Source organism: Actinoplanes sp. NPDC026670 (assembly GCF_040638175.1).
Classification (GTDB): Bacteria; Actinomycetota; Actinomycetes; order Mycobacteriales; family Micromonosporaceae; genus Actinoplanes.
Window position 1 is genome coordinate 123,435 of record NZ_JBEZXU010000019.1, and the last position, 24,320, is coordinate 147,754.

The 24,320-nt window shown below is 69.0% G+C and carries 21 protein-coding genes; 14 read left to right on the forward strand and 7 right to left on the reverse strand.

The window, feature by feature from the left end:
* Positions 1-184: 184 nt before the first annotated feature.
* The 6 genes from AB0E94_RS20605 to AB0E94_RS20630 all read left to right on the forward strand — a co-directional run bounded on the left by AB0E94_RS20605 (position 185) and on the right by AB0E94_RS20630 (position 6,766).
* Positions 185-1,819, forward strand: a complete 1,635-nt coding sequence (locus AB0E94_RS20605) for an ABC transporter substrate-binding protein (protein WP_360328389.1) — start codon at positions 185-187, stop codon at positions 1,817-1,819.
* Positions 1,820-1,948: 129 nt separating this feature from the next.
* Positions 1,949-2,875: an ABC transporter permease gene (locus tag AB0E94_RS20610; RefSeq protein ID WP_360328391.1), complete on the forward strand. Its 927-nt coding sequence runs from the start codon at positions 1,949-1,951 to the stop codon at positions 2,873-2,875.
* The gene (locus tag AB0E94_RS20615) at positions 2,868-3,749 is read left to right on the forward strand and encodes an ABC transporter permease (protein WP_360328393.1); all 882 of its coding nucleotides are present in this window, start codon (positions 2,868-2,870) and stop codon (positions 3,747-3,749) included. The genes AB0E94_RS20610 and AB0E94_RS20615 overlap by 8 nt, the downstream gene beginning before the upstream one ends.
* Before the next feature lie 25 nt (positions 3,750-3,774).
* Entirely contained in the window at positions 3,775-4,785 is a 1,011-nt protein-coding gene (locus AB0E94_RS20620) for an ABC transporter ATP-binding protein (protein WP_360328466.1), read from the forward strand.
* Positions 4,778-5,749: an oligopeptide/dipeptide ABC transporter ATP-binding protein gene (locus AB0E94_RS20625; RefSeq protein ID WP_360328395.1), complete on the forward strand. Its 972-nt coding sequence runs from the start codon at positions 4,778-4,780 to the stop codon at positions 5,747-5,749. Before AB0E94_RS20620 ends, AB0E94_RS20625 begins: the two co-directional genes overlap by 8 nt.
* Before the next feature lie 219 nt (positions 5,750-5,968).
* Entirely contained in the window at positions 5,969-6,766 is a 798-nt protein-coding gene (locus AB0E94_RS20630) for a hypothetical protein (RefSeq protein ID WP_360328397.1), read from the forward strand.
* 143 nt (positions 6,767-6,909) lie between these two features.
* Here the strand turns inward: AB0E94_RS20630 and AB0E94_RS20635 are convergent, their stop codons facing one another.
* On the reverse strand, positions 6,910-7,200 hold the full coding sequence (locus AB0E94_RS20635; protein WP_317788600.1) for a chorismate mutase: 291 nt from the start codon (positions 7,198-7,200) through the stop codon (positions 6,910-6,912).
* A 235-nt stretch (positions 7,201-7,435) separates the two neighbouring features.
* Positions 7,436-9,277, reverse strand: a complete 1,842-nt coding sequence (locus tag AB0E94_RS20640; protein ID WP_360328399.1) for a bifunctional metallophosphatase/5'-nucleotidase — start codon at positions 9,275-9,277, stop codon at positions 7,436-7,438.
* A 138-nt stretch (positions 9,278-9,415) separates the two neighbouring features.
* On the opposite strand from AB0E94_RS20640, the gene pcrA reads away from it, so the two are divergent.
* Positions 9,416-11,839: a DNA helicase PcrA gene (gene pcrA, locus AB0E94_RS20645; protein ID WP_360328400.1), complete on the forward strand. Its 2,424-nt coding sequence runs from the start codon at positions 9,416-9,418 to the stop codon at positions 11,837-11,839.
* Here the strand turns inward: pcrA and AB0E94_RS20650 are convergent.
* Both AB0E94_RS20650 and AB0E94_RS20655 read right to left on the reverse strand, forming a co-directional pair.
* On the reverse strand, positions 11,836-12,615 hold the full coding sequence (locus AB0E94_RS20650) for a M23 family metallopeptidase (protein WP_360328402.1): 780 nt from the start codon (positions 12,613-12,615) through the stop codon (positions 11,836-11,838). The two genes, pcrA and AB0E94_RS20650, sit on opposite strands and share 4 nt — an antisense overlap.
* Before the next feature lie 122 nt (positions 12,616-12,737).
* Positions 12,738-13,472, reverse strand: coding sequence for a M23 family metallopeptidase (locus AB0E94_RS20655; RefSeq protein ID WP_360328404.1), 735 nt, complete (start codon positions 13,470-13,472; stop codon positions 12,738-12,740).
* Between the two features lie 432 nt (positions 13,473-13,904).
* On the opposite strand from AB0E94_RS20655, the gene AB0E94_RS20660 reads away from it, so the two are divergent.
* From AB0E94_RS20660 to purH, 6 genes are all read left to right on the forward strand, one after another.
* Positions 13,905-14,309: a cobalamin B12-binding domain-containing protein gene (locus tag AB0E94_RS20660; protein ID WP_317788592.1), complete on the forward strand. Its 405-nt coding sequence runs from the start codon at positions 13,905-13,907 to the stop codon at positions 14,307-14,309.
* A 573-nt stretch (positions 14,310-14,882) separates the two neighbouring features.
* Positions 14,883-16,061 carry an ADP-forming succinate--CoA ligase subunit beta gene (gene sucC, locus AB0E94_RS20665; protein WP_360328406.1) on the forward strand — a complete coding sequence of 393 codons (1,179 nt, stop codon included), beginning with the start codon at positions 14,883-14,885 and terminating at the stop codon, positions 16,059-16,061.
* A gap of 4 nt (positions 16,062-16,065) precedes the next feature.
* A complete protein-coding gene (gene sucD / locus AB0E94_RS20670) occupies positions 16,066-16,947 on the forward strand; it encodes a succinate--CoA ligase subunit alpha (RefSeq protein WP_360328408.1) in 882 nt (293 codons plus the stop codon).
* A gap of 107 nt (positions 16,948-17,054) precedes the next feature.
* A complete protein-coding gene (locus AB0E94_RS20675) occupies positions 17,055-18,533 on the forward strand; it encodes a DUF6350 family protein (RefSeq protein WP_360328410.1) in 1,479 nt (492 codons plus the stop codon).
* A 136-nt stretch (positions 18,534-18,669) separates the two neighbouring features.
* Positions 18,670-19,287 carry a phosphoribosylglycinamide formyltransferase gene (purN, locus tag AB0E94_RS20680; RefSeq protein WP_360328412.1) on the forward strand — a complete coding sequence of 206 codons (618 nt, stop codon included), beginning with the start codon at positions 18,670-18,672 and terminating at the stop codon, positions 19,285-19,287.
* The gene (gene purH, locus AB0E94_RS20685; RefSeq protein WP_360328413.1) at positions 19,284-20,852 is read left to right on the forward strand and encodes a bifunctional phosphoribosylaminoimidazolecarboxamide formyltransferase/IMP cyclohydrolase; all 1,569 of its coding nucleotides are present in this window, start codon (positions 19,284-19,286) and stop codon (positions 20,850-20,852) included. The genes purN and purH overlap by 4 nt, the downstream gene beginning before the upstream one ends.
* A 275-nt stretch (positions 20,853-21,127) precedes the next feature.
* Here purH and AB0E94_RS20690 read toward each other — a convergent pair whose 3' ends face one another.
* Entirely contained in the window at positions 21,128-22,042 is a 915-nt protein-coding gene (locus tag AB0E94_RS20690; protein ID WP_360328415.1) for a DUF559 domain-containing protein, read from the reverse strand.
* 176 nt (positions 22,043-22,218) lie between these two features.
* Here AB0E94_RS20690 and mdh point away from each other — a divergent pair, with 176 nt between their 5' ends.
* Positions 22,219-23,169, forward strand: coding sequence for a malate dehydrogenase (mdh, locus tag AB0E94_RS20695; protein ID WP_360328416.1), 951 nt, complete (start codon positions 22,219-22,221; stop codon positions 23,167-23,169).
* Between the two features lie 39 nt (positions 23,170-23,208).
* Here mdh and AB0E94_RS20700 read toward each other — a convergent pair whose 3' ends face one another.
* Both AB0E94_RS20700 and AB0E94_RS20705 read right to left on the reverse strand, forming a co-directional pair.
* On the reverse strand, positions 23,209-23,796 hold the full coding sequence (locus AB0E94_RS20700) for a hypothetical protein (protein ID WP_360328417.1): 588 nt from the start codon (positions 23,794-23,796) through the stop codon (positions 23,209-23,211).
* Positions 23,793-24,317 carry a hypothetical protein gene (locus AB0E94_RS20705; protein WP_360328418.1) on the reverse strand — a complete coding sequence of 175 codons (525 nt, stop codon included), beginning with the start codon at positions 24,315-24,317 and terminating at the stop codon, positions 23,793-23,795. Before AB0E94_RS20705 ends, AB0E94_RS20700 begins: the two co-directional genes overlap by 4 nt.
* Positions 24,318-24,320: the final 3 nt, after the last annotated feature.

Here is a 24,320-nt window from a genome sequence, read left to right on the forward strand (position 1 = left end):
AAGCCGCATGGAGTTATCCCAGTTCAGGGTGGGTAAACCCTCCTAAACGGTCGCTCATGAGGCTTTCTGCGGACGTAGACGCCCAATATCGGCTTGGTAACGGCGCTCCGGGTTTTGATGCCTCTGTGTCACAGTGGCTGCTACTCACACACCCCTCGTGAGCGCCCCTGAAGGAGGCTCTCCCATGCTTGGGAAACGCCCGTGGAAGATGGCGGCCGTAGCGGCCGCCATCTCCTTGTTGGTCGCAGGTTGTGGCGGTGGTGACTCGGAGGATCCGACGAACACCGCCAACACGGTCGTGATCGGCATCGCAGAGCCGCAACACCTTCTCCCCACCAACGCCACCGACAGCAGCAGCGCCCAGGTGCTCAACTCCCTCTTCTACCCACTGGTCAGCTTCGACGCGCAGAAGAACCCGGTCGAGGTTGCGGCCGAGAAGATCACGGTGTCGAAGAACAACCGGTTGTGGACCATCAAGCTCAAGCCGGGCTACACCTTCCACAACGGCGAGCCGGTCACCGCGCAGAACTACATCGACGCGTGGAACTACGGCGCCTACAAGCCCAACGCCCAGGGCGGTGGTTACTTCTTCGAGCGGATCGCCGGCTACGCCGACCTGAACCCGCTCGACCCCGACGGCGACGGCCCGGAGAAGGCACCGGAGCCGGCGACCAACAAGATGTCCGGGTTGAAGAAGGTCGACGACCTGACGTTCACGGTGCAGCTCACCGCCCCGTTCGCCAGCTTCAAGTCGGTCATCGCCTACTCGGTGTTCTACCCGCTGCCCAAGGCGGCGTTCTCCGCGGACGGCGTGATCGCCAAGGGGTTCGAGGACAACATCATCGGCAACGGCCCCTTCAAGATGAAGGGCAGCTGGGAGCACGACGACAAGATCGTCGTGGAGAAGTACGCCGACTTCAAAGGCGTGGTCCCGAAGATCGACGGCGTGACCTGGAAGATCTACGGCGACCAGATGGCGGCGTACGCCGACCTGGTCAGCAACAACCTCGACGTGCAGACCACGATCCCGACGGACGCCCTGGCCAACGCGCCGGCCGACCTCGGTGAGCGGTTCCAGAAGAGCGAGAACTCGGTCTTCGAGTTCATCGGCTTCCCGACCTTCCTCCCGCAGTACAAGAACGCCAACGTGCGTAAGGCGATCTCGATGGCGATCAACCGGGAGGAGATCGCGTCCCAGATCTTCCTCGGGTCCCGTACCGCCGCGAAGTCGTTCGTCTCGCCGGTGGTGGCCGGCTTCCGCGAGAACAGCTGTGGCGAGGCCTGCAACTACAACCCGACGAAGGCCCGCGACCTGTACCGGAACAACGGCGGCCCGGAAGAAATCAAGATCACCTACAACGTCGACGGTGGCCACAAGTCGTGGGTCGACGCGACCTGCAACCAGATCCGCGCGTCGTTGCAGGTCAAGTGTGTCGGCGAGCAGGAGCCGAAGTTCGCGGTCATGCAGGAGAAGCTGCAGAACCACCAGGACATCGGCCTGATCCGCCTCGGCTGGATCATGGACTACCCGCTGATGGAGAACTACCTCAACCCGCTCTACGGCACCAACGGCGGCTCGAACTACTACGGCTGGTCCAGCGCCGCGTTCGACACCCTGGTCAAGCAGGGCTCGGCGGCCGCCACCCCGGAGGCGTCGATCAAGAAGTGGCAGGCGGCCGAGGACATCCTCGCCGAGGAGATGCCGGTCATCCCGCTGCGGTACGGCCAGAACGTGTTCGGCTACTCCGAGCGGGTCGCAAACGTAGAGATGGACCTGTTCAGCAAGGTCGACCTGTACGAGATCGAAACGGTCGCCTGATCTGACCGATTGCACACTGGTGGCGTCACGGAGCGTATGCGACCGTGACGCCACTATTGTGTGACCCGACCTTTCCCGTCGCCGGCTCACGAGGCCGGCGCTCCCTTCGCGGAAGAAGTTCGAATCCGTATGTTCCGCTACATCGTGCGGCGCCTACTGCAGATGATCCTGACGTTCTTCGGGGCCACCTTCGTGGTATTCGCGCTGATGTTCGCCAATCAGGACGACCCCGTCCAGGCGTTGGCGGGCGAGAAGCCGGTCAGCGCCTCCCTGCGAGAAGCCCTTACTGAGCGTTACCACCTCGATGAGGGGTTCTTCGGTCAGTACTGGTACTACATGACGAACCTGCTCACCGGTGATCTCGGCGAGTCGATCTCCGGGCGGGAGATCTCCGCCCTGCTCGAAACCGCCTGGCCGGTGACCGTCCGGCTGGCGCTGATGGCCCTCGTCATCGCGGGAGTGTTCGCCCTCGCCGCCGGTGTCTGGTCGGCCATCCGCCGGGGCGGCATCTTCGACAACGGCACCCTGGCCTTCACACTCCTGCTGCTGGCCCTGCCGATCGTCGTCCTCGCCCCGGTCGCCCAGTGGATCTTCGCCATGGAGCTGGACTGGTTCCCCGCCACCGCCTCCCGCAACGCCTCCTTCTACGCGCTGCTGCTGCCGGCCATCGTGCTGGCCACCACAGTGGTGGCCACCCAGCTCCGGGTCACCCGTACCTCGGTGGTGGAGAACCTGGGCGCCGACTACGTCCGGACCGCCCGGGCCAAAGGCCTGCTGCCACGCCGGATCATCTGGGTGCACGTGCTGCGCAACTCGCTGATCCCGTTCATCACCCTGATCGGCGTCGACCTGGGTGTGCTGATGTCCGGCGCGCTCGTCACCGAGGAGGTCTTCAACATCCCGGGCGTCGGTTCCAAACTCGCCCAGGGGATCCGGACCGAGGACGGGCCGATGGTGGTCGGCTTCGTCAGCATCCTGGTGATCGTCTTCCTGGTGATGAACCTCGTCGTCGACCTGCTCTACGCCGCCCTCGACCCCAGGATCCGCTATGAGTGACCCGACCACGCTCGACAGCCGTCCGCGTAGCCTCGCCGGCGACGCGTGGAACGATCTGCGCCACAACAAGATCTTCTGGGCCTCCGCCGCGCTGGTCCTGCTGTTGCTGCTGATGGCGCTGTTCCCGACGCTGTTCACCTCGGCCGATCCCACCGACTGTGTGCTGTCGCGGCAGCACGACGGCCCGTCCGGGGGCGCCCTGTTCGGTTACGACTTCCAGGGCTGTGACGTGTTCGCCCGTACCGTGCACGGCACCGGCAGCTCGATCCAGGTCGGACTGCTCTCCACGCTGCTGGCCGGCCTGATCGGCCTGTCCTTCGGGATGGCCGCGGGCTACTTCGGCGGCGCCATCGACGCCGTCCTGTCCCGGGGCATCGACATCGTCCTCGGCATCCCGGTCCTGCTCGGCGCCGTGGTCCTCTCCGGCCGGCTCTCCGGCTCCGGCGACGACGGCGTCACCGCGGTGACCCTCACCCTCGGTCTGCTGACGTGGACGTCGGCGGCCCGGGTGATGCGCTCGTCGGTGGTCGCGGCGAAGAGCCAGGACTACGTGGCGGCGGCGCGGATGCTCGGCGCCGGCCCGGCCCGGCTGATGTTCCGGCACATCCTGCCGAACGCGATCGCCCCGTTCATCGTGGTGTCGACCGTGCTGCTGGGCGCCAACATCGCGGCCGAGGCGACGCTCTCCTACCTCGGGGTGGGGCTGAAGGGCGACGCGCTCAGCTGGGGGTTGCAGATCTCCGACGCGCAGAAACACGCCCGGGTGGCGGCCGCCCCGCTGGTCTGGCCGTCCGTCTTCCTCGCCGCCACCGTGCTGGCCTTCATCATGCTGGGCGACGCGATCCGCGACGCCTTCGACCCGAAGCTGCGGTGAACCCGTGACCGATATCAAGGCGCACATGGACGTCCTACCCGGACTGGACCCGCGCGCACCCCTGCTCCAGGTCAACGATCTGCACGTGGAGTTCCGCACCCGCGACGGCGTGGCGAAGGCGGTGAACGGGGCGAGCTTCTGGCTGAACCCCGGCGAGACGCTGGCCATCCTCGGTGAGTCGGGCTGCGGCAAGTCGGTGACCGCCCAGGCGATCATGGGCATTCTGGAGACGCCGCCCGGCCACATCACCCGCGGCGAGGTCCGGTACCGCGGCGTCGACCTGCTGAAACTGCGCGAGGACGAGCGCCGCCGGGTCCGGGCCAACAAGATCGCGATGATCTTCCAGGACGCGTTGTCGGCGCTGAATCCGGTCTACTCGGTCGGCTTCCAGCTGGCCGAGCTGTTCCGGGCGCATCGCGGCACCTCCCGTGCGGACGCCAAGAACAAGGCAATCGAACTTCTTGATCAGGTACGGATACCCGCCGCCCGATCGCGGTTCAGCGACTACCCGCACCAGTTCTCCGGCGGTATGCGCCAGCGCGTCATGATCGCCATGGCGCTGGCCCTCGACCCCGAGGTGCTGATCGCCGACGAGCCCACCACGGCGCTCGACGTCACCGTGCAGGCGCAGATCATGGGCCTGCTCGCCGAGTTGCAGCGGCAGCGCAACATGGGCCTCGTCCTGATCACCCACGACATGGGTGTGGTCGCGGACGTGGCCGACCGGATCTCGGTGATGTACGCGGGCCGGGTCGTCGAGGAGGCGCCGGTCTACGACATCTACGAGCGGCCCGGCCACCCGTACACGCGGGCGCTTCTCGAGTCGATTCCCCGCCTCGACCGCAAGGGACAGCCGCTCACCGCGATCCGTGGCCTGCCACCGGCGCTGACCGACATCCCGGCCGGCTGCGCGTTCAACCCGCGATGCGGTTACGCCAAGGAGCCGTGCCGGCAGGATCCGACGCCACCGGCGTACGCGATCGCGCCGCGCCGCACCGCCCGCTGCCACTTCTTCCGGGAGGTCCTCGGTGAGTGACGTCGTTCTCGAGACCCGCGACCTGGTCAAACACTTCAAGGACGTCCGGGCGGTCGACGGGGTGGACCTTCAACTGCGCCGGGGCGAGACGCTCGGTGTGGTCGGGGAGTCCGGCTGCGGCAAGTCGACCCTGGCCAAGCTGCTGGTCGGGCTGGAGAAACCGACCTCCGGGACGGTTGCGGTACGCGGCCAGGACATCACCCGGCTCCGAGGCGGTGACCTGCGCCGGGCCCGTCGCAACATCCAGATGGTGTTGCAGGACCCGTACACCTCGCTCAACCCGCGGATGACCGTCGGCGACATCATCGGTGAGCCGTTCGAGATCCACTCCGAGGTGGTGCCGAAGGGCAAGCGGCAGCAGGCGGTGCAGGACCTGCTCGACACGGTCGGCCTGAACCCGGACCACATCAACCGCTACCCGCACCAGTTCTCCGGTGGCCAGCGGCAACGCATCGGGATCGCCCGGGCGCTGGCGCTCAAGCCGGAGATCATCGTCTGCGACGAGCCGGTGTCGGCGCTGGACGTGTCCATCCAGGCTCAGGTGATCAACCTGCTGGAGCGGCTGCAGGACGACTTCGGGCTGTCCTACATCTTCATCGCCCACGACCTCTCGGTGGTGCGGCACATCTCCGACCGGGTCGCCGTCATGTACCTCGGCAAGATCGTCGAGCAGGGACACGACGTGGCCATCTACGACCAGCCGACTCACCCGTACACCCAGGCTCTGCTCTCGGCCGTGCCCGTCCCGGACCCGCGCCTGCGTGGTCACCGCAAGCAGATCATTCTGGACGGCGACGTTCCGTCGCCGGCCGATCCGCCGTCTGGATGCCGGTTCCGTACGCGCTGCTGGAAGGCGCAGCATGTCTGCTCCGAACAGGAGCCGGTGCTGCAGATCCGGGAGCGGTCGCCGCACCCGAGTGCTTGTCACTTCGCTGAGATCGGCGGTGTCCTCCGAGGACTCTGAGGTAGAAAATGTGAAAATTCGGGCCGGGAGTTCGCTGAACTCCCGGCCCGAAGTCTTTCCACAACGATGTCGGGGCGTTGATCGACTCTACGTTCAGGGTCGAGTGAAAGGCGATAATTTGCTAGACGAAAGCGCTACTTCAGGGTCTTTGACTAGTTAGTCCGATATGGCACCGTCTGTTTACCGAGTTACCTACCTGAGAGGAAAACGGTAAACAGCATGAACAGGACTATGCGTTCGGTGACGATGGCCGGGCTCGGCCTCCTTGCCGGTGCCACTGTCGCGACCGCGCCGGCGCTGGCCACCGGCAGCACCACCAACACTGTGGCGAAGCCGGAGAAGACCGGGGTCCAGCAGTACATCCCCTACGGCAACACCGTCGTCGGGTACTACGGCACGCGCGCCGGCTGCAACCAGGCCGCCGTGTTCGGTGCGCGCCGTAGCTTCTGGGCCACCTCGGCCTACAGCTGCAACACCGTTTCGGTCGTTCCGGTCGGGGTTGTCGGGGTTCGCGTGGGCTCGTATGCCCTCGCGGTCGACCCGGACGACTGCAACTGGGGTGCGGCGGGCTTCCAGAGCTACTACACCACCCAGTCGTTCCGCTTCGCCAACGACAGCTTCCTGGCGTACGGCCCGGTGTGGCGTTCGTGGGTCGCGAGCCCGATCGGGATCAGCCCGTTCGGCTACCGCGTCGGTGGGTTCAACCACTGGTGGCGTTTCGGTAACCGCGGCCACGGCTGGGGCAACCGCTGGGGCTACCCGGGCGGCTGGGGTCACGGCGGCGGCTTCGGCGGCGGCTGGGGCGGCGGCTTCGGCGGCAACCGTGGCGGCGGCTTCGGCGGCGGCCACAGTGGCGGCCACGGCGGCGGCAACGGCGGTGGCCGTGGCGGTGCGATCGCCGGCGCCATCGGCGGGCACGGCGGCGTGATCGCCGGTGCGATCGGCGGCGGCCGTGGCGGCGGCAACGGCCACGGTGGCGGCAACGGCTTCGGTGGCGGCCGTGGTGGCGCCAACTAAGGAGGTAGCAACTGGTTAGAAGTCACGGAGATGGCGTCAAAGCCGGAAACCTCGGCCTGACGCCTCTTCCGTGAGTACACCTTTAACGGTGGTTGCTTGCTACAGCCGGGTCCTCAGGGCCCGGCTGTAGTCGTCTCCGGCGCTCAGAGCGGGCCGCGGCCGGAACGCAGCAGAAGCAGCGCGACCTGGGTGCCGTCCGGCCCCAGCGCCTCGCGGAAGTGCTCGATGATCTCCCGCTCCCGGGCCAGCACGAGGCGGGTGCCGCCGCTGGCCATCCGGGTCTTGCCGACCTCCTGGGAGAGGGCGGCACGTTCCTGCCACAGCTCGATGATCGTTTTGTCGATCTCGTTGATGCGCTCGCGAATGGCGAGGATCTTCGTGGCGGCCTCGTCCTCGCCCGCGCCTGTGGTCTGGTCCATCACGTCGGCGGTCATGTCCTGCTCCTCGGGTGCTGGGGTCCCGGCCACCCCGGCCCGGACAGCATCAAGCCCCGGGCTGGGAGGCCCGGGGCTTGATGTAGGTCTGGGGTTCAGGAGCGACCTACGGCTGCCGGGCGTCCGGTGCCATAGGTAAAAAATCGCGCCTGCTGGATCACGAGCCGAGTATGCCCCCGGCTCGGACGGTCCCGCAAGGAAACCGCCCGAGTGTTGGGACGAAAGTCTGCGCTGATCAGGAGGTCGTCGAAATCCGGTTGGCCGGCCCCGGCGCGATCGGGCCGGTGGCCAGCAGCGCCACGAGCGCGTCCACGTCGAAGCCCGGCGCGGTGACCCGCCCGGCCGATCCCTGGTTCAGGTTGGTGAACCCGTCACCGCCGTTGGCCAGGAAGTCGTTCGTGGTGATCAGGTAGTTCGCGGCCGGGTCGATCGGCGTCCCGTTCAGGGACAGGTTGCTGACCTTCGAGCCGGGGGCGGCCGACGCGCTCCACGTGTAGGTCAGGCCGGCCGACACCTGGAGGATCCGCTGGGCGGTCTGCCCGGCGAAACCGACGAACTGCTGCTCCAGCACCTCCTTGAGCTCGGCGCCGGTGAAGGACTGGGTGACGACCAGGTTGTTGAACGGCTGGACGGTGAACGCCTCGCCGTACGTCACCTGGCCGTAGGCCTCGCCGCCGCTGGACTGGTCGGCGTCCAGGTCGGCCCGGATGCCACCCGGGTTCATCAGGGCGATCTGCGCTCCGGCCGACTGCGTGTAGGCGAGCTGCGCGTCGGCGATCACGTCACCGAGCGGGCTCTCACCGGCTGCCGTCGTGGTACGGACGATGTCCGCGCTGATGCTGCCGACCAGCTTGTTCGCGATCGGGGCGACCGCGGTCCGGTACTTGTCGGCCACCTTCTTGGCGGCGGCGTCGACGGTGTCCGGGTTCTTCAGGAACGCCCCGGCGGCGTCCCGCTTCCAGCCGCCGGTGCCGTCCGGCACCCCGTTCTCGACGATCACGTTCTTCGCGGTGATCTCGGTGAACTTCCCGGTCCGCCGGTCCAGTGTGTAGTCGATGTCGGTGATCAGCTGCCCGTTGCTGCCGGCACTGGTGACGACGGTGTCGACGCCCTTGCTGTTCGGCAGCTTGCACGAGTAGAAGCGGTGCGTGTGACCGGAGATCACCACGCTGATCTCCGGGTTGAGCCCGGCCACGATCGGCACCAGCGGCCCGGTGAAGTTGGTGCAGTCCGACACGCCGGGCGTCGGCGTGGCCGAACCCTGCGAGCCGCCCTCGTGCAGCAGCAGCACCTGCGCCTTCACCCCGAAGAGCTTCAGCACGGAACTCCACTTGTTGGCGGTCTCCACCTCGTCGGTGAAGGTGACGTCCTTGATCCCGGCCGGGTTGACGATGCCCGGCGTGCCCTCCAGCGTCATGCCGATGAACCCGACCGGCACGCCGTTCACGTACCTGATGTCGATCGGCGGCAGGATCGGCAGCTTCGTCTTCTTGCTGATCGTGTTGGCGGCCAGGTAGGTGAACTTCGCGCCGCGGTACGGGTCGCCGTCCTGGCAGCCGTCGACCGGGTGACAGCCGCCACGCTGGATCCGCAGCAGCTCGGTCACACCCTCGTCGAACTCGTGGTTGCCGACCGAGCTCACCTGGAGCCCGACCTGGTTCATCAGCTCGATCGTCGGCTCGTCGTGGAAGGCGGCGCTGACCAGCGGCGTGGCGCCGATCAGGTCACCGGCGCCGGCGGTGATCGTCTGCCGGCCCTCGGCCTGTGCCTCGGCGCGCAGCTTCTTCAGGTACGTGGCCAGGTACTCGACGCCACCGGCGGGGGTGCTGGTGCCGCCGGCGTTGACCACCGCGCCACTTCCGGTCGGTGGGTCGATGGCGCCGTGGAAGTCGTTGTAGCTGAGGAACTGACCCTTCACCGTCGCGCCCTTGGGCGTGCCGTAGGACGCCGAGACCGGGGCGAACTCGGGCGGCGGCGCGGCGGCCGCGGTCTGCGCCGGAACGGCGGTGGTGAGCAGGCCGGCCGCGGCCAGCAGGGCTATCGGAGCGGCGAGTTGCCGGCGTTTCAGAAGAGGCATGGGATCGATCCCCCGATCGGAGAGACTTCTTCACCAACCGGGTCAGCCTAAAGGTGTGACATCCATAGTTCACCGCTGATGTAGGGGCCGGTCGGTGACGAATTCGTGTCGGGGGTGCGGCATACACTGTTCCCCGCCATGCGACCTTCCTCAGAACCTTCCGACGCCCTGTTCCCCCTGCCCGCGGTGCGGACTCCGGAGGCACCCCGGCCGGCGCCGCGCCCGGTGGCGCCCCGGCTCGATCCGGAAGCACTGCTGACCGGCCTGAACGGCCCTCAGCGGGATGCGGTCACCCACTCCGGGGGGCCGCTGCTCATCGTGGCCGGCGCCGGTTCGGGCAAGACCCGGGTGCTGACCCACCGGATCGCGTATCTGCTGGCCGAGCGCAACGTGCACCCCGGCGAGATCATGGCGATCACGTTCACCAACAAGGCCGCCGGTGAGATGAAGGAGCGGGTCGCCCATCTGGTCGGGCCACGGGCCCGGATGATGTGGGTGTCGACCTTCCACTCGGCGTGCGTGCGCATCCTGCGCGCCGAGCACGAGCACGCCGGGCTGAAGAGCACGTTCTCCATCTACGACGCCGACGACTCACGCCGCCTGATGACGCTGGTGGCCCGCGAGCTCGACCTGGATCCGAAGCGGTACACCGCCCGGGGCCTGGCCGCCCAGGTGTCGAACCTGAAGAACGAGCTGGTCGAGCCGGAGGAGTTCAAGGCGAAGGCGAAGGGGCCCAACGAGCGGGCCGTCGCCGAGGCGTACGAGTTGTATCAGCGGCGGCTGCGTGAGGCGCACGCGCTGGACTTCGACGACATCATCATGACCGTGGTGCACCTGTTCCAGTCGCACCCGCACGTCGCCGAGGCCTACCGCCGCCGGTTCCGGCACGTCATGGTCGACGAGTATCAGGACACCAACCACGCGCAGTACACCCTGATCCGCGAGCTGGTCGGCCTGGACAATCCGTCCGAGCTGTGTGTGGTCGGTGACGCCGACCAGTCGATCTACGCGTTCCGGGGCGCCACGATCCGCAACATCCTGGAGTTCGAGCGCGACTACCCGGCCGCCCGGACCATCCTGCTGGAGCAGAACTACCGGTCCACCCAGACCATCCTGACCGCGGCCAACGCGGTGATCGACCGCAACACGTCACGCAAGCCCAAGCGGCTCTGGAGCGACCAGGGCCAGGGCGAGCAGATCGTCGGGTACGTGGCCGACACCGAGCACTCCGAGGCCGACTGGGTGGCCCGCGAGATCGACCGGCTCACCGACAACCACGACGTGCGCCCCGGCGACGTGGCCGTCTTCTACCGGACCAACGCGCAGTCCCGGGTGTTCGAGGAGGTGTTCATCCGGGTCGGCCTGCCCTACAAGGTGGTCGGCGGGGTGCGCTTCTACGAGCGCAAGGAGGTCCGCGACGCGCTGGGCTACCTGCGCGCGATCGTCAACGACGACGACACCGTCAGCATCCGCCGGGTGCTGAACACCCCGAAACGTGGCATCGGCGACCGGGCCGAGGCGTGCATCGAGGCGCTGTCCTCCCGCGACCGGGTGTCGTTCGGCCAGGCGCTGCGCCGGGCCAAGGACGCGCCGGGCATCTCCACCCGCGCGGTGAACAGCATCAACGACTTCGTGCAGCTCCTCGACGATCTGCGGGCCCTCGCGCTGTCCGCCCCGCCGGAGGAGGTGCTGGAGGCGGTGTTGCAGCGCTCCGGCCTGCTCAGCGAGCTCGAGGAGAGCCTCGACCCGCAGGACCAGGGCCGCGTGGAGAACCTGCAGGAGCTGGTCAGCGTCGCCCGGGAGTACACCGAGCGGGTCGAGTCGCTGGCCGACGAGGAGCAGGAGCAGGTCGCCACGCTGGCCGGGTTCCTGGAGCAGGTGGCGCTGGTGGCCGACGCCGACCAGATCCCCGACGACGACCCCGACCACCAGGGCGTGGTCACGCTGATGACCCTGCACACGGCCAAGGGCCTGGAATTCCCGGTGGTGTTCCTGACCGGCCTGGAGGACGGCGTGTTCCCCCACATGCGGGCGCTCGGCGACAACTCCGAGCTGGAGGAGGAGCGCCGGCTGGCCTACGTCGGGATCACCCGGGCCCGGCAGCGGCTCTACCTGTCCCGGGCGGTCACCCGGTCGGCGTGGGGCCAGCCGCAGTACAACCCGCCGTCCCGGTTCACCGACGAGTTGCCGGCCGAGCTGGTGCGGTGGGAGCGGACCGGTGGGTCGTACACGTCGTGGTCGGGGACCGGCGGCGGCGTGGGCGGCCGCGGCGGCGGTTACGGCGCCGGCGACCGTCAGCGCGGCGGCGGGTTCTCCGGCGGCACACCGAAGGCGCAGCGGATCGCCGAACGGCTCGGCATCGACGCCAGCAAGCTGGCCACCGCCAGCGATCTGAAGCAGGCGCCGAAGGTCGACCCCGGAGACAGAGTCAACCATCAGCGGTACGGTCTGGGCCGCGTCCTGGCCGTCGAAGGGCAGGGCCCGGGCACCCGGGTCCAGATCGATTTCGGTGACCAGGTGATGTGGCTGATCCTGCGGCACGCCCCGATCGAGAAGCTCTAGCTCTCTGGGGCTGTGCAGCCGGGGATCTCCACTCCGTGCCCGCGCATCCACGCGGTCGGCTCTACCGGGTTCGGGAAGTGTCCCTGGTGCACCTCGAAATGCAGGTGCGGCCCGGTCGAGTGCCCGGTCGAGCCCTCGTCGCCGAGGTGCTCACCGGCCTTGACCCGCTGACCGACCTGGACGCCGATCACCGATAGGTGCCCGTAATGGGTGAGCCAGCCGTTGCCGTGGTCGATCAGGATCGCGTTGCCGTACCCACCGTGCGGCCCGGCCGCGACGACCACCCCGGCGCCGGCCGCGACGATCGCCGTCCCGTGCGGGGCGGCCAGGTCGACCCCGGCGTGCAGGCGGCCCCAGCGCGGCCCGAAACAGGACGTCACCTGGGCGGACGGGTTCGGGTGGGTCCACTGGACCGGGGGGATCGGCCGGGTCTTGCGGAGTGCGGGGGCGGCGTTCGGGCCGGCGTCCGCCGGAATCGTGGCCAGGCGGTCGTGGGTCTTGCCGGGCGCCTCGTCGCCCGGTGGCGGCACGATCGGCAGGGTTCCCGGGGCGTGTGCGGCGGTCGGCAGGCCGTCACCGGCGACACCGATCGGGGCGGCGGAGGCGGCCATGCCCGCGGCGCCGATCCCGGCGGCCAGCGTGGCGCTCAGGGCGGTCACCGACAGGGCGGTACGGCCACGGGTGGCGAACAGCGCGGGGAAGGCGGGGGCGCGGTGCCGGCGCAGGTTCTCCTGCCGATGACGTCCACCCCGGCCGGATGACGAATGCTGCCCCACGCGGTTGTTCCCCCCCCGACTGCCGTGACGTTGTGCTGTCACGTACCTGTCGGGTCGGGTACCGGGAACACTGATGGCTGAAGCGGTAGTTCAACCAGGCTGCAACCGGGTAAGAGGGAAAGTCAGGAAGCCTCGGCGTCCAGGGCGGCGTACACCGACTCCATCTGGAGCTTGATGCTGACGCCGTGCTGCTCGAGGTAGGTGATCGGGTCGACCGGGGTGCCGTTGACGTGCACTTCGAGGTGCAGGTGCGTCCCGTACGAATACCCGGTGTTGCCCACCTCGCCGATCACCTGACCGGCCTTGACCACGTCACCCTTGTTCACCAGCACGCGGCGGGAGTGGGCGTAGATCATCTCGGTGCCGTCGTCCTGCCGGATGGTGATCATGTAGCCGTAACCGCCGGAGTAGCCGGCCGCGGTCACCGTGCCGCCGTGCACCGCCTTGTAGGGCGTGCCGTCCGGGGCGGCCAGGTCGATGCCGGCGTGCAGCTTGCCGAACCGGACACCGTAGGCCGAGGTGAACTCGTAGTCGTCGAGCGGCAGGAGGTAGATGTCCCGCGCGGCGTCCTCGGCGCTGAGCTGAGTGTTGGCCTCACGGTTCTCACCACGGGAGGCGGCGTTGTCGCCGCGGTTCTCCAGAGCGTCGGTGGTGATCGACGAGCCCTTGGACAGACTCGACAGGACATCGGGGTCGACTGCCTTGTTGTCCGGAAGGTTGGAGGCCGCGCCGAGAGCGACGACACCGGCTCCGACGAATGCTGATGTGACAACGACTGCGTAGCGGCTGCGCGGAGGTGTCGGCACTCGGCGCCGACCGCGATAGCGATCGGGCTCAGACGACAAGCGCTGGCGCACGAAGAATCCTCCGTCAGTGGCATTGCGGCGACGGATCCGCAGTTCGAAGCCCGGGAAATTGGGTTGACCCGGTTCGAAACAGTGGTCCGCCGGACTGTCGTTGTGGGGGGATCCTGTGCGACAGCCGTGGCCACGGTAACGAAACGGCAGCCGGGTCACAAGTCGCAGCGCCAATTTCGTGACAGTTCCTGGTCAGCATTGATCAGCTATTGTCCGAATTGATGGGCTTTCCGGATCCCCCATGCGGCGACACTCTGTAATTGCCTTAGAAGCGCTCGGTAATGTGGCCGATTGAACAATTCTCGGCGGCGGCCGGCCGTCACCTCCGGGTACCGAGGCCCGGCGCGGCGGGTTAACCTTCGTTAAGGAGACCGCGGACGGTGGCCCGCAGCGGCGGCTTACACCGGGGTCGGACAGCCCGAAGGGGTCAGCATGCAAGCACGGATCAGGGTCGTCGTCGCCAAGCCCGGGCTGGACGGGCATGACCGCGGGGCGAAGGTGATCGCGCGGGCGCTGCGCGACGCCGGCATGGAGGTGATCTACACCGGGCTGCACCAGACGCCCGAGCAGATCGTCGAGACCGCGATTCAGGAGGACGCCGACGGCATCGGCCTGTCGGTTCTCTCCGGGGCGCACATGACACTCTTTCGGAGGGTGCTGGAACTGTTGGCGGAGCGTGACGCCTCGGACATCGTGGTATTCGGCGGCGGCATCATTCCCGACGACGACATCACCGAATTGCAATCACTCGGGGTAGCCGGTCTATTTACGCCGGGTGCGTCACTGGAATCCATCGTCGAATGGGTCCGCGCCAATGTGGCGACGCCGGTCGCCTGATTCCCGAGAGTCTTTCGGCTGGTCGTCAGCGCTGTTCGAGCTCCGCTGAGACGACCGCGGCACAAGGGGAGAGGCCGGACGCACCCCTCACACGTCCGGCCCCTCTATGCGCGATGCCCCGCCGCCACCCCTCGACCGACAGGGCATCGGCCGTCTTCCTTGCGAGCGCCGCAGCGCTCCGACACCACACTCAACGACCCCCTCCCGAGCCGGTTACGCGCGCCCACGTGATTTTTCCGACGGTCCCGCGACCGGGGTGAGCACGGACGCGAGATGCGCCACCACATTGCCGTCCACCGCTGAAGTGAGTTCTCTGTGTGCACACTGTGCGCGGTCGCCCCAACCGTCCCGGACCTGCGCATTCGTCACTCCAGTGTGTGGTCTTGCACACCGCGCACCCGCGCGCTCACCGGGGTCGTTCCGGTCGCTAGTCTGCGGATGAAGGCCGTTTCGCACATGTGAAAGGCCTGACGATCCTCACGCTGGCGGCGCGGCCGCGCTGCCCCGCGCACACAGGTCGGGACGCAATGGTGCGGCTTGCCGGCGCTTGGCGTCGCGAGCGAAAGGAGACACGTGGACCTGTTCGAGTATCAGGGGCGCGACCTGTTCGAACGGCACGGGCTGCCCGTGCTGGGCGGCGGCGTCGCCGAGACCCCGCAGGAGGCCCGGGCGATCGCCGAGCGCCTCGGTGGCAAGGTCGTCGTCAAGGCGCAGGTCAAGGTCGGCGGTCGCGGCAAGGCCGGCGGTGTGAAGCTGGCCGACGGCGCCGACGAGGCCGAGGCCCGCGCGACCGACATCCTGGGTATGGACATCAAGGGCCACACGGTCCACAAGGTGATGCTGGCCGAGACGGCCGACATCGTGGAGGAGTACTACTTCTCCTACCTGCTGGACCGGGCCAACCGGACCTTCCTCTGCATCGCCAGCGTCGCCGGCGGCATGGAGATCGAGACGGTCGCCGAGGAGGACCCGGACCGGGTCGCCAAGATCGCGATCGACGCGAGCAAGGGCGTGGACGAGGCCAAGGCGCGTGAGATCGTCGCCGCCGCCAAGTTCCCGGCCGAGGTCGCCGAGCAGGTCGTCGACATCGCGGTGAAGCTGTGGGCCGCGTTCGTCGCCGAGGACGCCACCCTCGTCGAGGTCAACCCGCTCGCCAAGGTCGGCGACGGCCGGGTGCTCGCCCTCGACGCCAAGGTCACCCTGGACGAGAACGCCGGCTTCCGGCACCCCGACCACGAGGCCCTCGAGGACAAGTCCGCGGTCGACCCGCTGGAGCAGGCCGCCAAGGCCAAGAACCTCAACTACGTCAAGCTGGACGGCGAGGTCGGCATCATCGGCAACGGCGCCGGCCTGGTCATGTCGACCCTCGACGTGGTCGCCTACGCGGGCGAGCAGCACGGCGGCGTCAAGCCGGCCAACTTCCTCGACATCGGCGGCGGCGCCAGCGCCCAGGTGATGGCGAACGGCCTGGAGATCGTCCTCGGCGACCCGGCCGTCAAGTCCGTCTTCGTCAACGTCTTCGGCGGCATCACCGCCTGCGACGCGGTGGCCAACGGCATCATCCAGGCCCTCGAGCTGCTCGCTCAGCGCGGCGAGACCGTCACCAAGCCGCTCGTGGTCCGCCTCGACGGCAACAACGCCGAGGCCGGCCGTGCCATCCTCGACGGAGCGAACAACCCGCTGGTCGAGCGGGTGGACACGATGGACGGAGCGGCCGCTCGCGCCGCCGAGCTCGCGGCTGCGGGGAAGTGAACTAATGGCGATCTGGCTCACCAAGGACTCCAAGGTCATCGTCCAGGGCATCACCGGTGGTGAGGGCTCCAAGCACACCAAGCGGATGCTCGCCGCGGGCACCCAGGTAGTAGGCGGTGTCAACCCGCGCAAGGCCGGCACCAAGGTGGACTTCGACGGCACCGAGCTGCCCGTCTTCGCCACCGTCGCCGAAGCGATCGCGGAGACCGGCGCCGACGTGTCGGTCATCTTCGTCCCGCCGGCGTTCACCAAGGCCGCGGTCATCGAGGCGATCGACGCCGAGATCCCGCTCGCCATCGTGATCACCGAGGGCGTGCCGGTGCAGGACTCGGCGGCGTTCTGGTCGTACAACGTGGCCAAGGGCGAGAAGACCCGCATCATCGGGCCGAACTGCCCCGGCATCGCGTCGCCCGGCGCCTCCAACGCCGGCATCATCCCGGCCGACATCACCCCGCAGGGCCGGATCGGCCTGGTCAGCAAGAGCGGCACGCTGACCTACCAGCTCATGTACGAGCTACGCGAGTTCGGCTTCTCCACCGCGGTCGGCATCGGCGGCGACCCGATCATCGGCACCACCCACATCGACGCGCTGCGGGCGTTCCAGGACGACCCGGAAACCGACGCGATCGTGATGATCGGTGAGATCGGCGGCGACGCCGAAGAGCGTGCGGCCGAGTTCATCAAGGCCAACGTCACCAAGCCGGTCGTCGGCTACATCGCCGGCTTCACCGCGCCGCCCGGAAAGACGATGGGCCACGCCGGCGCCATCATCTCCGGCTCGGCCGGCACCGCCGACGCCAAGAAGGTCGCCCTCGAAGCGGCCGGCGTCAAGGTCGGCAAGACGCCGTCCGAAACCGCCCAGCTCATGCGCGACATCTTGAGCTGATCACAGCTGTGGAAACGGCGCGCTGTCGATCGGGAACCGACCCGATCGGCGGCGCGCCGTCGTTTCTGCATCGCCGCACCGGCCACGGCATGGAAAAGTAGGCGCCGATGTCCAGCACAACCGACCGGCCAGGCGGCTCGGAGGACCCGTTCGCGGTCGCCGAGGCGCTCCAGTCCGTGGTGCGCGACACCGCAGCCATCGACCGTCAGCGACCCGGCAACCCGCCCGAGGACCGGCCCACCGAGGCCATCCCCGCCGGTGTCCGCCCAGGCGGCGAAGACCCGGACGAGGGCGGCCGGCAGGACACCGTCATCGTGGACGACGCGATGCTCGGCCGCCGCGAAACCGTCCGCGTGCCCACCCAGCGCCGCCCGCCACCCGGCCGGGGCGCCCCACTACCGGTGGCGGCGCTCTTCGCGACCATGTGGGCGGCCCTGATCACCTACCTCCCGGTGGCCGCAGTGATCGGCCTGGCCCGCACCCTCGAAGGCTCCGGCGGACTCGCCGCCGCCGCCCACGCCGGACTCGCCGGCTGGCTGCTCGGGCACGGCGTCCCGATCGGCACCTCGATCGGGCCGCTCGCACTCGCGCCACTGCTGCTCACCGTGCTGATCCTCTGGCGGCTCAACCGCGCCGGGCTACACGTCACCCGCGCCATCGGGGCCCGGCGGACCGGCTCGCTCGGGCGGGCGCTCCTCGTCGCGGTCGCCGTCGGTACGGCGTACACCCTGATCGGGGTTCTGGCGGCCCAGCTCACCGACGGCCGCGGCACCGAGATCTCCACCGGACGCGCCGCGTCGCACTTCCTCGCCATCGGCGTGCTCGGGGCCCTGCTCGGCGCCCTGCGCGGCACCGGCGCGGTCAGCACCCTCGCCCGCCGGCTGCCCCCGGCGCTGCGCCACGGCATCCGGACCGGGCTGGTCGCCGCCTTCCTCGTCGTCGGCGCCGGCGCGGTCGTCGGCGGCCTCGCCGTCGCGCTCGGCGGCGCCCAGGCCGCCGAGATCATCGCCAACTACCGGACCGGCGTCGCCGGCCAGGCCGGCATCACCCTGATCAGCATCGGGTACGCGGTGAACGCCGCCATCTGGGTGGCCGCCTACCTGCTCGGCCCCGGATTCGCCATCGGCACCGACACAGCCGTGCAGTTGACCGAAGTCACCCTCGGCCCGCCCCCGATGGTGCCGCTCATCGCCGGACTGCCCGAAGGCCCGATCGGCGCCGCCGGAACCGTCCTGCTCGCGCTTCCGGTGATCGCCGGCGCCGTCGCCGGCTGGACCCTCACCCAGCGGCTACGGTTCGGCCGGGAAAGCGCGTGGCGGCACACCCGGCGCAAATCCAAAGGCAAAGTGACGGTCGCCGACGTCGAACCGCCGTGGCTGCTCGTGATCACGTCGAGCCTGCTCGCCGGACCCGTCGCCGGACTCGTGCTGGCCGGGCTCGCCTGGGCCTCCGGCGGCGCGCTCGGCTCCGGCCGGCTGTCCCAGATCGGCCCCGACCCGATACAGACAGGCATCGTCGCCGCGATCGTGGTCGCCGTCGCGGTCACCGTCGGCGCCACCGCCACCCGGGCGTTCCGCCGAGGCTGAAGCTTCGGCCGCGGCCTCCTCCGGGCGTCGGCTTTCCTTCGGGCGTCGGCTTTCCTTCGGGCGTCGGCTTTCCTTCGGGCGCGGCGGAAATGCCCCGGTTGGCGGGCGCCCGCCGGTGCGAGGATAGGGTGCACAGGTGACTGACCCCGCGCCCGCCCGCCTGGTCGTTCTCATCTCCGGGTCGGGCAGCAACCTGCAGGCTCTTCTCGAAGCGACAGCCGATCCGGCATACGGGGCGACAGTCGTCGCCGTCGGCGCCGACCGGGACGGGATCGCCGGACTCGGCCACGCCACGGCCGCCGGGATCCCCACCTTCGTCGACTCGGTGAAGTCCTACCCCACCCGAGACGACTGGGACGCCGCACTCACCGAGCACGTCGCCGCCCACCGGCCCGACCTGGTGATCTCGGCCGGCTTCCTCAAACTCGTCGGCAAACAGTTCCTCGACGCATTCGGCGACCGCTACATCAACACGCACAACGCGCTGCTCCCCGCCTTCCCCGGCATCCACGGGCCGCGGGACGCGCTGGCGTACGGCGTGAAGGTCGCCGGAGCGACACTCTTCTTCGTGGACGCCGGTGTCGACACCGGGCCGATCATCGCGCAGACCGTGGTCCCCGTGCTCGACGACGACACGGAGGAGACGCTCACCGAGCGCATCAAGGTGGCCGAGCGGGCCCAACTCGTCGACCACGTCGGCAAGCTGGTCCGCGACGGCTGGACCATCGAGGACAGGAAGGTACGGATCCCGTGAGCACCTCAACAGAGGGGCGTCGTCCGATCAAGCGGGCGCTGCTGAGCGTCTGGTACAAGGACGGCATCGTCGAACTGGCGCAGGCGTTGCACGCCGCCGGAGTGCAGATCGTCTCCACCGGCTCGACCGCGTCGACCGTGGAGAAAGCCGGCGTGCCGGTGACCCGGGTGGAGGAACTCACCGGATTCCCGGAGATCCTCAGCGACCGGGTCAAGACCCTGCACCCCAAGGTGCACGCCGGGCTCCTCGCCGACCTGCGGCTCGACGGCCACGTGCAGGAACTCGCCGAACTCGGCATCGAGCCGTTCGACCTGCTCGTCAGCAACCTCTACCCGTTCACCGAGACAGTCGCCTCCGGCGCGGGCGTCGAGGACTGCATCGCGAAGATCGACATCGGTGGGCCGGCCATGGTCCGCTCCGCGGCCAAGAACCACGCGTCGGTTGCGGTCGTCACGGCCGTTTCGGCGTACCCGCTGATCGTCTCCGCCCTCGCCGAAGGCGGATTCACCCTCGCCCAGCGACGCGCGCTGGCCGCCCAGGCCTTCGCCGACATCGCGGAGTACGACGTGGCCGTCGCCCGCTGGACCGCGTCGGCACTCGCCGAATCCGCCCCGGAATGGCCGGCCTTCGACGGACTCGCGCTGCGACTCGAGAACACCCTGCGGTACGGGGAGAACCCGCACCAGCGGGCCGCGCTCTACCTCGACCCGGCGGCGCCGGCCGGCCTCGCCCAGGCCGAGCAGCTGCACGGCAAAGAGATGTCCTACAACAACTACGTCGACGCGGATGCCGCCTGGCGCAGTGCCAACGACTTCACCGAGCCGTGCGTGGCGATCATCAAGCACGCCAACCCGTGCGGCATCGCCGTCGGCTCCGACGTGGCCGACGCGCACCGCAAAGCGCACGCCTGCGACCCGGTCTCGGCCTTCGGCGGCGTGATCGCGGTCAACCGTGAGGTCACCGCAGAACTCGCGCGGCAACTCGGCGAGATCTTCACCGAGGTCATTGTCGCGCCGTCCTACGAGGCCGAGGCGCTTGAGGTGTTCCGGGAGAAGAAGAACCTCCGGGTCCTGGTCGCCCCCGCCTGGAACCCGCCCGTCACCGAGATCAAGCAGGTCGGCGGCGGACTGCTGGTGCAGTCGGCGGACCGGATCGACGCGTCCGGCGACGACCCGGCGAACTGGACCCTGGCCACCGGAGAGGCGGCCTCGGCTGAGGTGCTGGCCGACCTGGCCTTCGCGTGGCGGGCGATCCGCAGCGTGAAGAGCAACGCGATTCTGCTGGCCAAGGGCGGGGCCACCGTCGGGGTCGGCATGGGCCAGGTCAACCGGGTGGACTCGGCGCACCTCGCGGTCAACCGGGCCGGGGCAGAGCGGGCGGGCGGGAGTGTGGCGGCGTCGGACGCGTTCTTCCCGTTCCCGGATGGGCTCGAGGTGCTGATCGCGGCCGGGATCAAGGCGGTGGTGCAGCCTGGCGGGTCGATCCGGGACGAGCTGGTGATCGAGGCGGCGGCCAAGGCCGGCCTGACCGTCTACCTGACCGGAACACGCCACTTCTACCACTGACAAACCCGTCTGACGTCCGGCTAGCCGTAGCCCAGACAGGTTGTCCGGCTAGCCGGACGCCAGGCCGGTTATGCGTATGTCATAACCGGCCTGATGTCCGGCTCGGCTCGCCCAGCCGGACGTCAGACAGGTTATGCACCCGCCAGAACGTGTCTGAGGTCCGGCTAGCCGGAACCCCGGGGTGGGTCCGGCTAGCCGGAACCCTGGGGGTGTTGGGCGGTGGGGTGGACCCGGGCCCCGGAGGTCGTGCCGGGGTCGGGTCCGGCGTTGAGGGGCTACCTGTGCCTGCGACCGTTGAAGGACTGAGCCTGGGCGAACGCCGCAACGATCGTCCGGGCAGTCTCGTCCGGCCAGCGCATGACGTCATCTGCCGTGAACCGGAGAACAGTCCAACCGGCCATCCGGAGCGCGTTCAGCCGCCCGACATCACGCCGGAACTGCCCGCGCTCACGATGGTGATCCCCGTCGTACTCGATTGCGAGCCGTAGCTCTGGCCAGGCGAGGTCCACGCGCCCGAGGAATTCGCCGTCTGCGGTGTGCACCTGGTGCTGGACGGCCGCCGGCGGCAGCCCCGCATCGATGATCACCAGCCGTAGGCGGCTCTCCATCGGCGATTCGGCTCGTGGGTCGGCGAGTGTCACCAGTTCTGCCAGCCGTCCGGCGCCTGGCCAGGTCCGGCGGTCGGCCAGCATGGTGTGCAACTCGGGTTCGATGAGCAGGTGGCGGTGCAGCATCGCGTCGAGAGCGGCCAGCGCGTCGGCACGTCCGTGGCGTCGGCCGAGGTCGAAGACGGTTCGGGCGGGTGTGGTGAGGCGGATGCCGTTGTGAACTGTCACATCGGTTTCGGCGAGGTTGGTGTAGTGCACCGAGAGCCGCCGAGCTCGACGCAGCCGGGTTTGGCGTGGCGCGACCAGGGTGACCGGCATGTGCGGTGGGATCGTGGTGACGCCCCACAGGACGGCGGCGCTTGGCCCTCCGATCGCGATGTTGTCGGGGAGCGCCAGCATGGCGGCCCGGCACCAGGCCGCATGGTCGAGGTTGGTGTCCCGGTGTGCGTAGACGTCGGGGAAGAGCCGTCGCCAGTTGGGTCCGGCGAGCATCGCTTTGGTGAGCTGGCCGGCGGCGACGGCCTGGGATCCTCGGAAGGGCCGGGCGCGGAGTCGTGATGGGGTCGTGGGCAGACGGGTCACGCGCCCAGGTTGCCGCGATGTTGATTCGGCTGCCGGTTGCCCCTGTGGATGACACGCTGATGTGGACAACCGCGACGGCAGTGGCTTAGGTCCCGTTCAGCGGACCGGCTCGTAACGGCACGTTAACCGGCTGATACGGTCGCGAAAAGTCGCCCGGACACTGGGAGTGCAGAGCTATGGGCAAGAAGGTAACCGTCGTAGGCGCCGGTTTCTACGGGTCCACGACCGCGCAGCGTCTCGCCGAGTACGACATCTTCGAGACGGTGGTTCTCACCGACATCATCGACGGCAAGCCGGCCGGTCTCGCGCTCGACATCAACCAGTCCCGGTCGATCGAGGGCTTCGAGACCAAGGTCGTCGGTGTCTCCACCGGCCCGAACGGCGAGGGTTACGAGGCCATTGAGGGCTCCGACGTCGTCGTGGTCACCGCTGGCCTGCCGCGTAAGCCGGGCATGAGCCGGATGGACCTGCTCGAGGTCAACGCGAAGATCGTGCGCCAGGTCGCGGAGAACATCGCGAAGTACGCGCCGAACGCCGTCGTCATCGTGGTCTCCAACCCGGTCGACGAGATGACCGCGCTGGCCCAGCTGGCGACCCAGTTCCCGAAGAACCGGGTGTTCGGTCAGGCGGGCGTGCTCGACACCGCCCGGTTCACCAACTTCATCGCCGAGGAGCTCAACGTCCCGGTGAAGAGCGTGAAGGCGCTGACCCTGGGTTCGCACGGCGACACCATGGTTCCAGTTCCGTCGCGCTGCACGGTCGACGGCAAGCCGCTGTCCGACCTGCTCCCGGCCGAGAAGATCGAGGAGCTGGTCGTCCGGACCCGTAACGGTGGCGCCGAGGTGGTCGCGCTGCTGAAGACCGGTTCGGCGTACTACGCCCCGTCGGCTGCCGCGGCCCGCATGGCCAAGGCTGTCGCCGAGGACTCCGGCGAGGTCGTGCCGGTCTGCGCGTGGGTCGACGGGGAGTACGGCATCTCCGGCGTCTACCTGGGTGTCGAGGCCGAGCTGGGCGCCACCGGCATCCGTAAGGTCGTCGAGGACAAGCTCACCGACAGCGAGCTGGCCGGCCTGAAGGAGGCCGCCGAGGCGGTCCGCGCCAAGCAGGCGGACGTCGCCGACCTCTGAGTCGCATCGTGAAGGCCGGGGCCGCTACGGTCCCGGCCTTCACGTTGTCAGTGGGGCGGCGACCAGCGTGAGGAGCACGCAGGCCACGGTGATCATCGTGACCGGGGCGCGCGCGGTGTCTTTGGCCAGGGCGAACGGCGTCAGCAGGACTGCGACGATCCCGGCCGGGGCGGCCAGGCGCATGCCGTGCACGAAGGCGCCGCCGCCGGGTCCGCTGATCAGGTGGACGATCGGGAGACCCTCCATCGGGAAGAGCGCCAGCGCGGTCGGCGACACGGCGACGGCTACCGCACCGATCGCGTAGAGCCACCCCCGGTGTACCCGTTTCCGCAGCAGCATCAGGGCCCAGACCAGCCCGAACGCGGCAAAGATGATCACCCAGCCGGCGATCGCCATGCCCCGGGGGCCGCCGCCGGTCAGGCTGCGCGCCCCGTCGACCCAGGCTCGCGCGGTGGTCTCCCGGACGGCGAAGAGCAGGAGGTACGCGACACTGCCGACCAGCCAGACGAGGGCGCCGAGCGTGATCCGGCCGAGCGACGGCCCGGGTGATGGCGGGGGCGGTGGCGGCGGGGCGAAGGTGGCGCGACGCTGTCGCCGGAGTTTCTGGCGCCGGGTGCGCCGGCTCACGACGCGGCCAGGGTGATCGCGGCGAACAGGGTGGCGATGAGGAGCGCGCCGATCGGGGCGGCCAGCATCCAGCCGAGGGTCCGCTCGCCGAAGTGGTTGCGCAGCCGGTCGTTGGCGAGCACGAACGGAACCGTGAACGAGGTGACGATCCCGGCCAGCGCGCCGTTGCGCATGCCGACCACGAACGCGTTGCCGCCGGGTCCGCTGACCGCCTCGCCGAGCCAGTGGTTGGTGTCGCCGGGGAAGACGCTCAGCGTGACGGGTGTGAGGAGCAGCAGGGCCACGAGACAGTTCTTCGCCCGCCCGGCGGTCACGATGACCGCCCACAGCAGGGCGAACGGCGCGATGTAGAGCACCCAGCCACCGACCGCCATGACGGCCGTGGCGCCGCCGCCGATCAGGCGGAACAGCTCGACATACGCCATCACCGTCCACCGCCCGGTGAAGAACAGCCCGATCAGCAGCACGGTCAGGGGATATGGCGCCCAGGTGTGGTTCCGCTCCCACCAGGCATAGATCATCGC

Excerpts from the sequence above, each read along its gene's own strand:
- AB0E94_RS20620 (WP_360328466.1), top strand. The coding sequence starts at position 3,775 with ATGGACGTCCTACCCGGACTGGACCCGCGCGCACCCCTGCTCCAGGTC.
- AB0E94_RS20660 (WP_317788592.1), top strand. The coding sequence starts at position 13,905 with ATGCAAGCACGGATCAGGGTCGTCGTCGCCAAGCCCGGGCTGGACGGG.
- AB0E94_RS20640 (WP_360328399.1), bottom strand. The coding sequence starts at position 9,277 with ATGCCTCTTCTGAAACGCCGGCAACTCGCCGCTCCGATAGCCCTGCTG.
- sucD (WP_360328408.1), top strand. The coding sequence starts at position 16,066 with ATGGCGATCTGGCTCACCAAGGACTCCAAGGTCATCGTCCAGGGCATC.
- AB0E94_RS20605 (WP_360328389.1), top strand. The coding sequence starts at position 185 with ATGCTTGGGAAACGCCCGTGGAAGATGGCGGCCGTAGCGGCCGCCATC.
- AB0E94_RS20615 (WP_360328393.1), top strand. The coding sequence starts at position 2,868 with ATGAGTGACCCGACCACGCTCGACAGCCGTCCGCGTAGCCTCGCCGGC.
- pcrA (WP_360328400.1), top strand. The coding sequence starts at position 9,416 with ATGCGACCTTCCTCAGAACCTTCCGACGCCCTGTTCCCCCTGCCCGCG.
- AB0E94_RS20705 (WP_360328418.1), bottom strand. The coding sequence starts at position 24,317 with ATGATCTATGCCTGGTGGGAGCGGAACCACACCTGGGCGCCATATCCC.
- AB0E94_RS20610 (WP_360328391.1), top strand. The coding sequence starts at position 1,949 with ATGTTCCGCTACATCGTGCGGCGCCTACTGCAGATGATCCTGACGTTC.
- AB0E94_RS20630 (WP_360328397.1), top strand. The coding sequence starts at position 5,969 with ATGAACAGGACTATGCGTTCGGTGACGATGGCCGGGCTCGGCCTCCTT.
- AB0E94_RS20675 (WP_360328410.1), top strand. The coding sequence starts at position 17,055 with ATGTCCAGCACAACCGACCGGCCAGGCGGCTCGGAGGACCCGTTCGCG.
- AB0E94_RS20635 (WP_317788600.1), bottom strand. The coding sequence starts at position 7,200 with ATGACCGCCGACGTGATGGACCAGACCACAGGCGCGGGCGAGGACGAG.
- mdh (WP_360328416.1), top strand. The coding sequence starts at position 22,219 with ATGGGCAAGAAGGTAACCGTCGTAGGCGCCGGTTTCTACGGGTCCACG.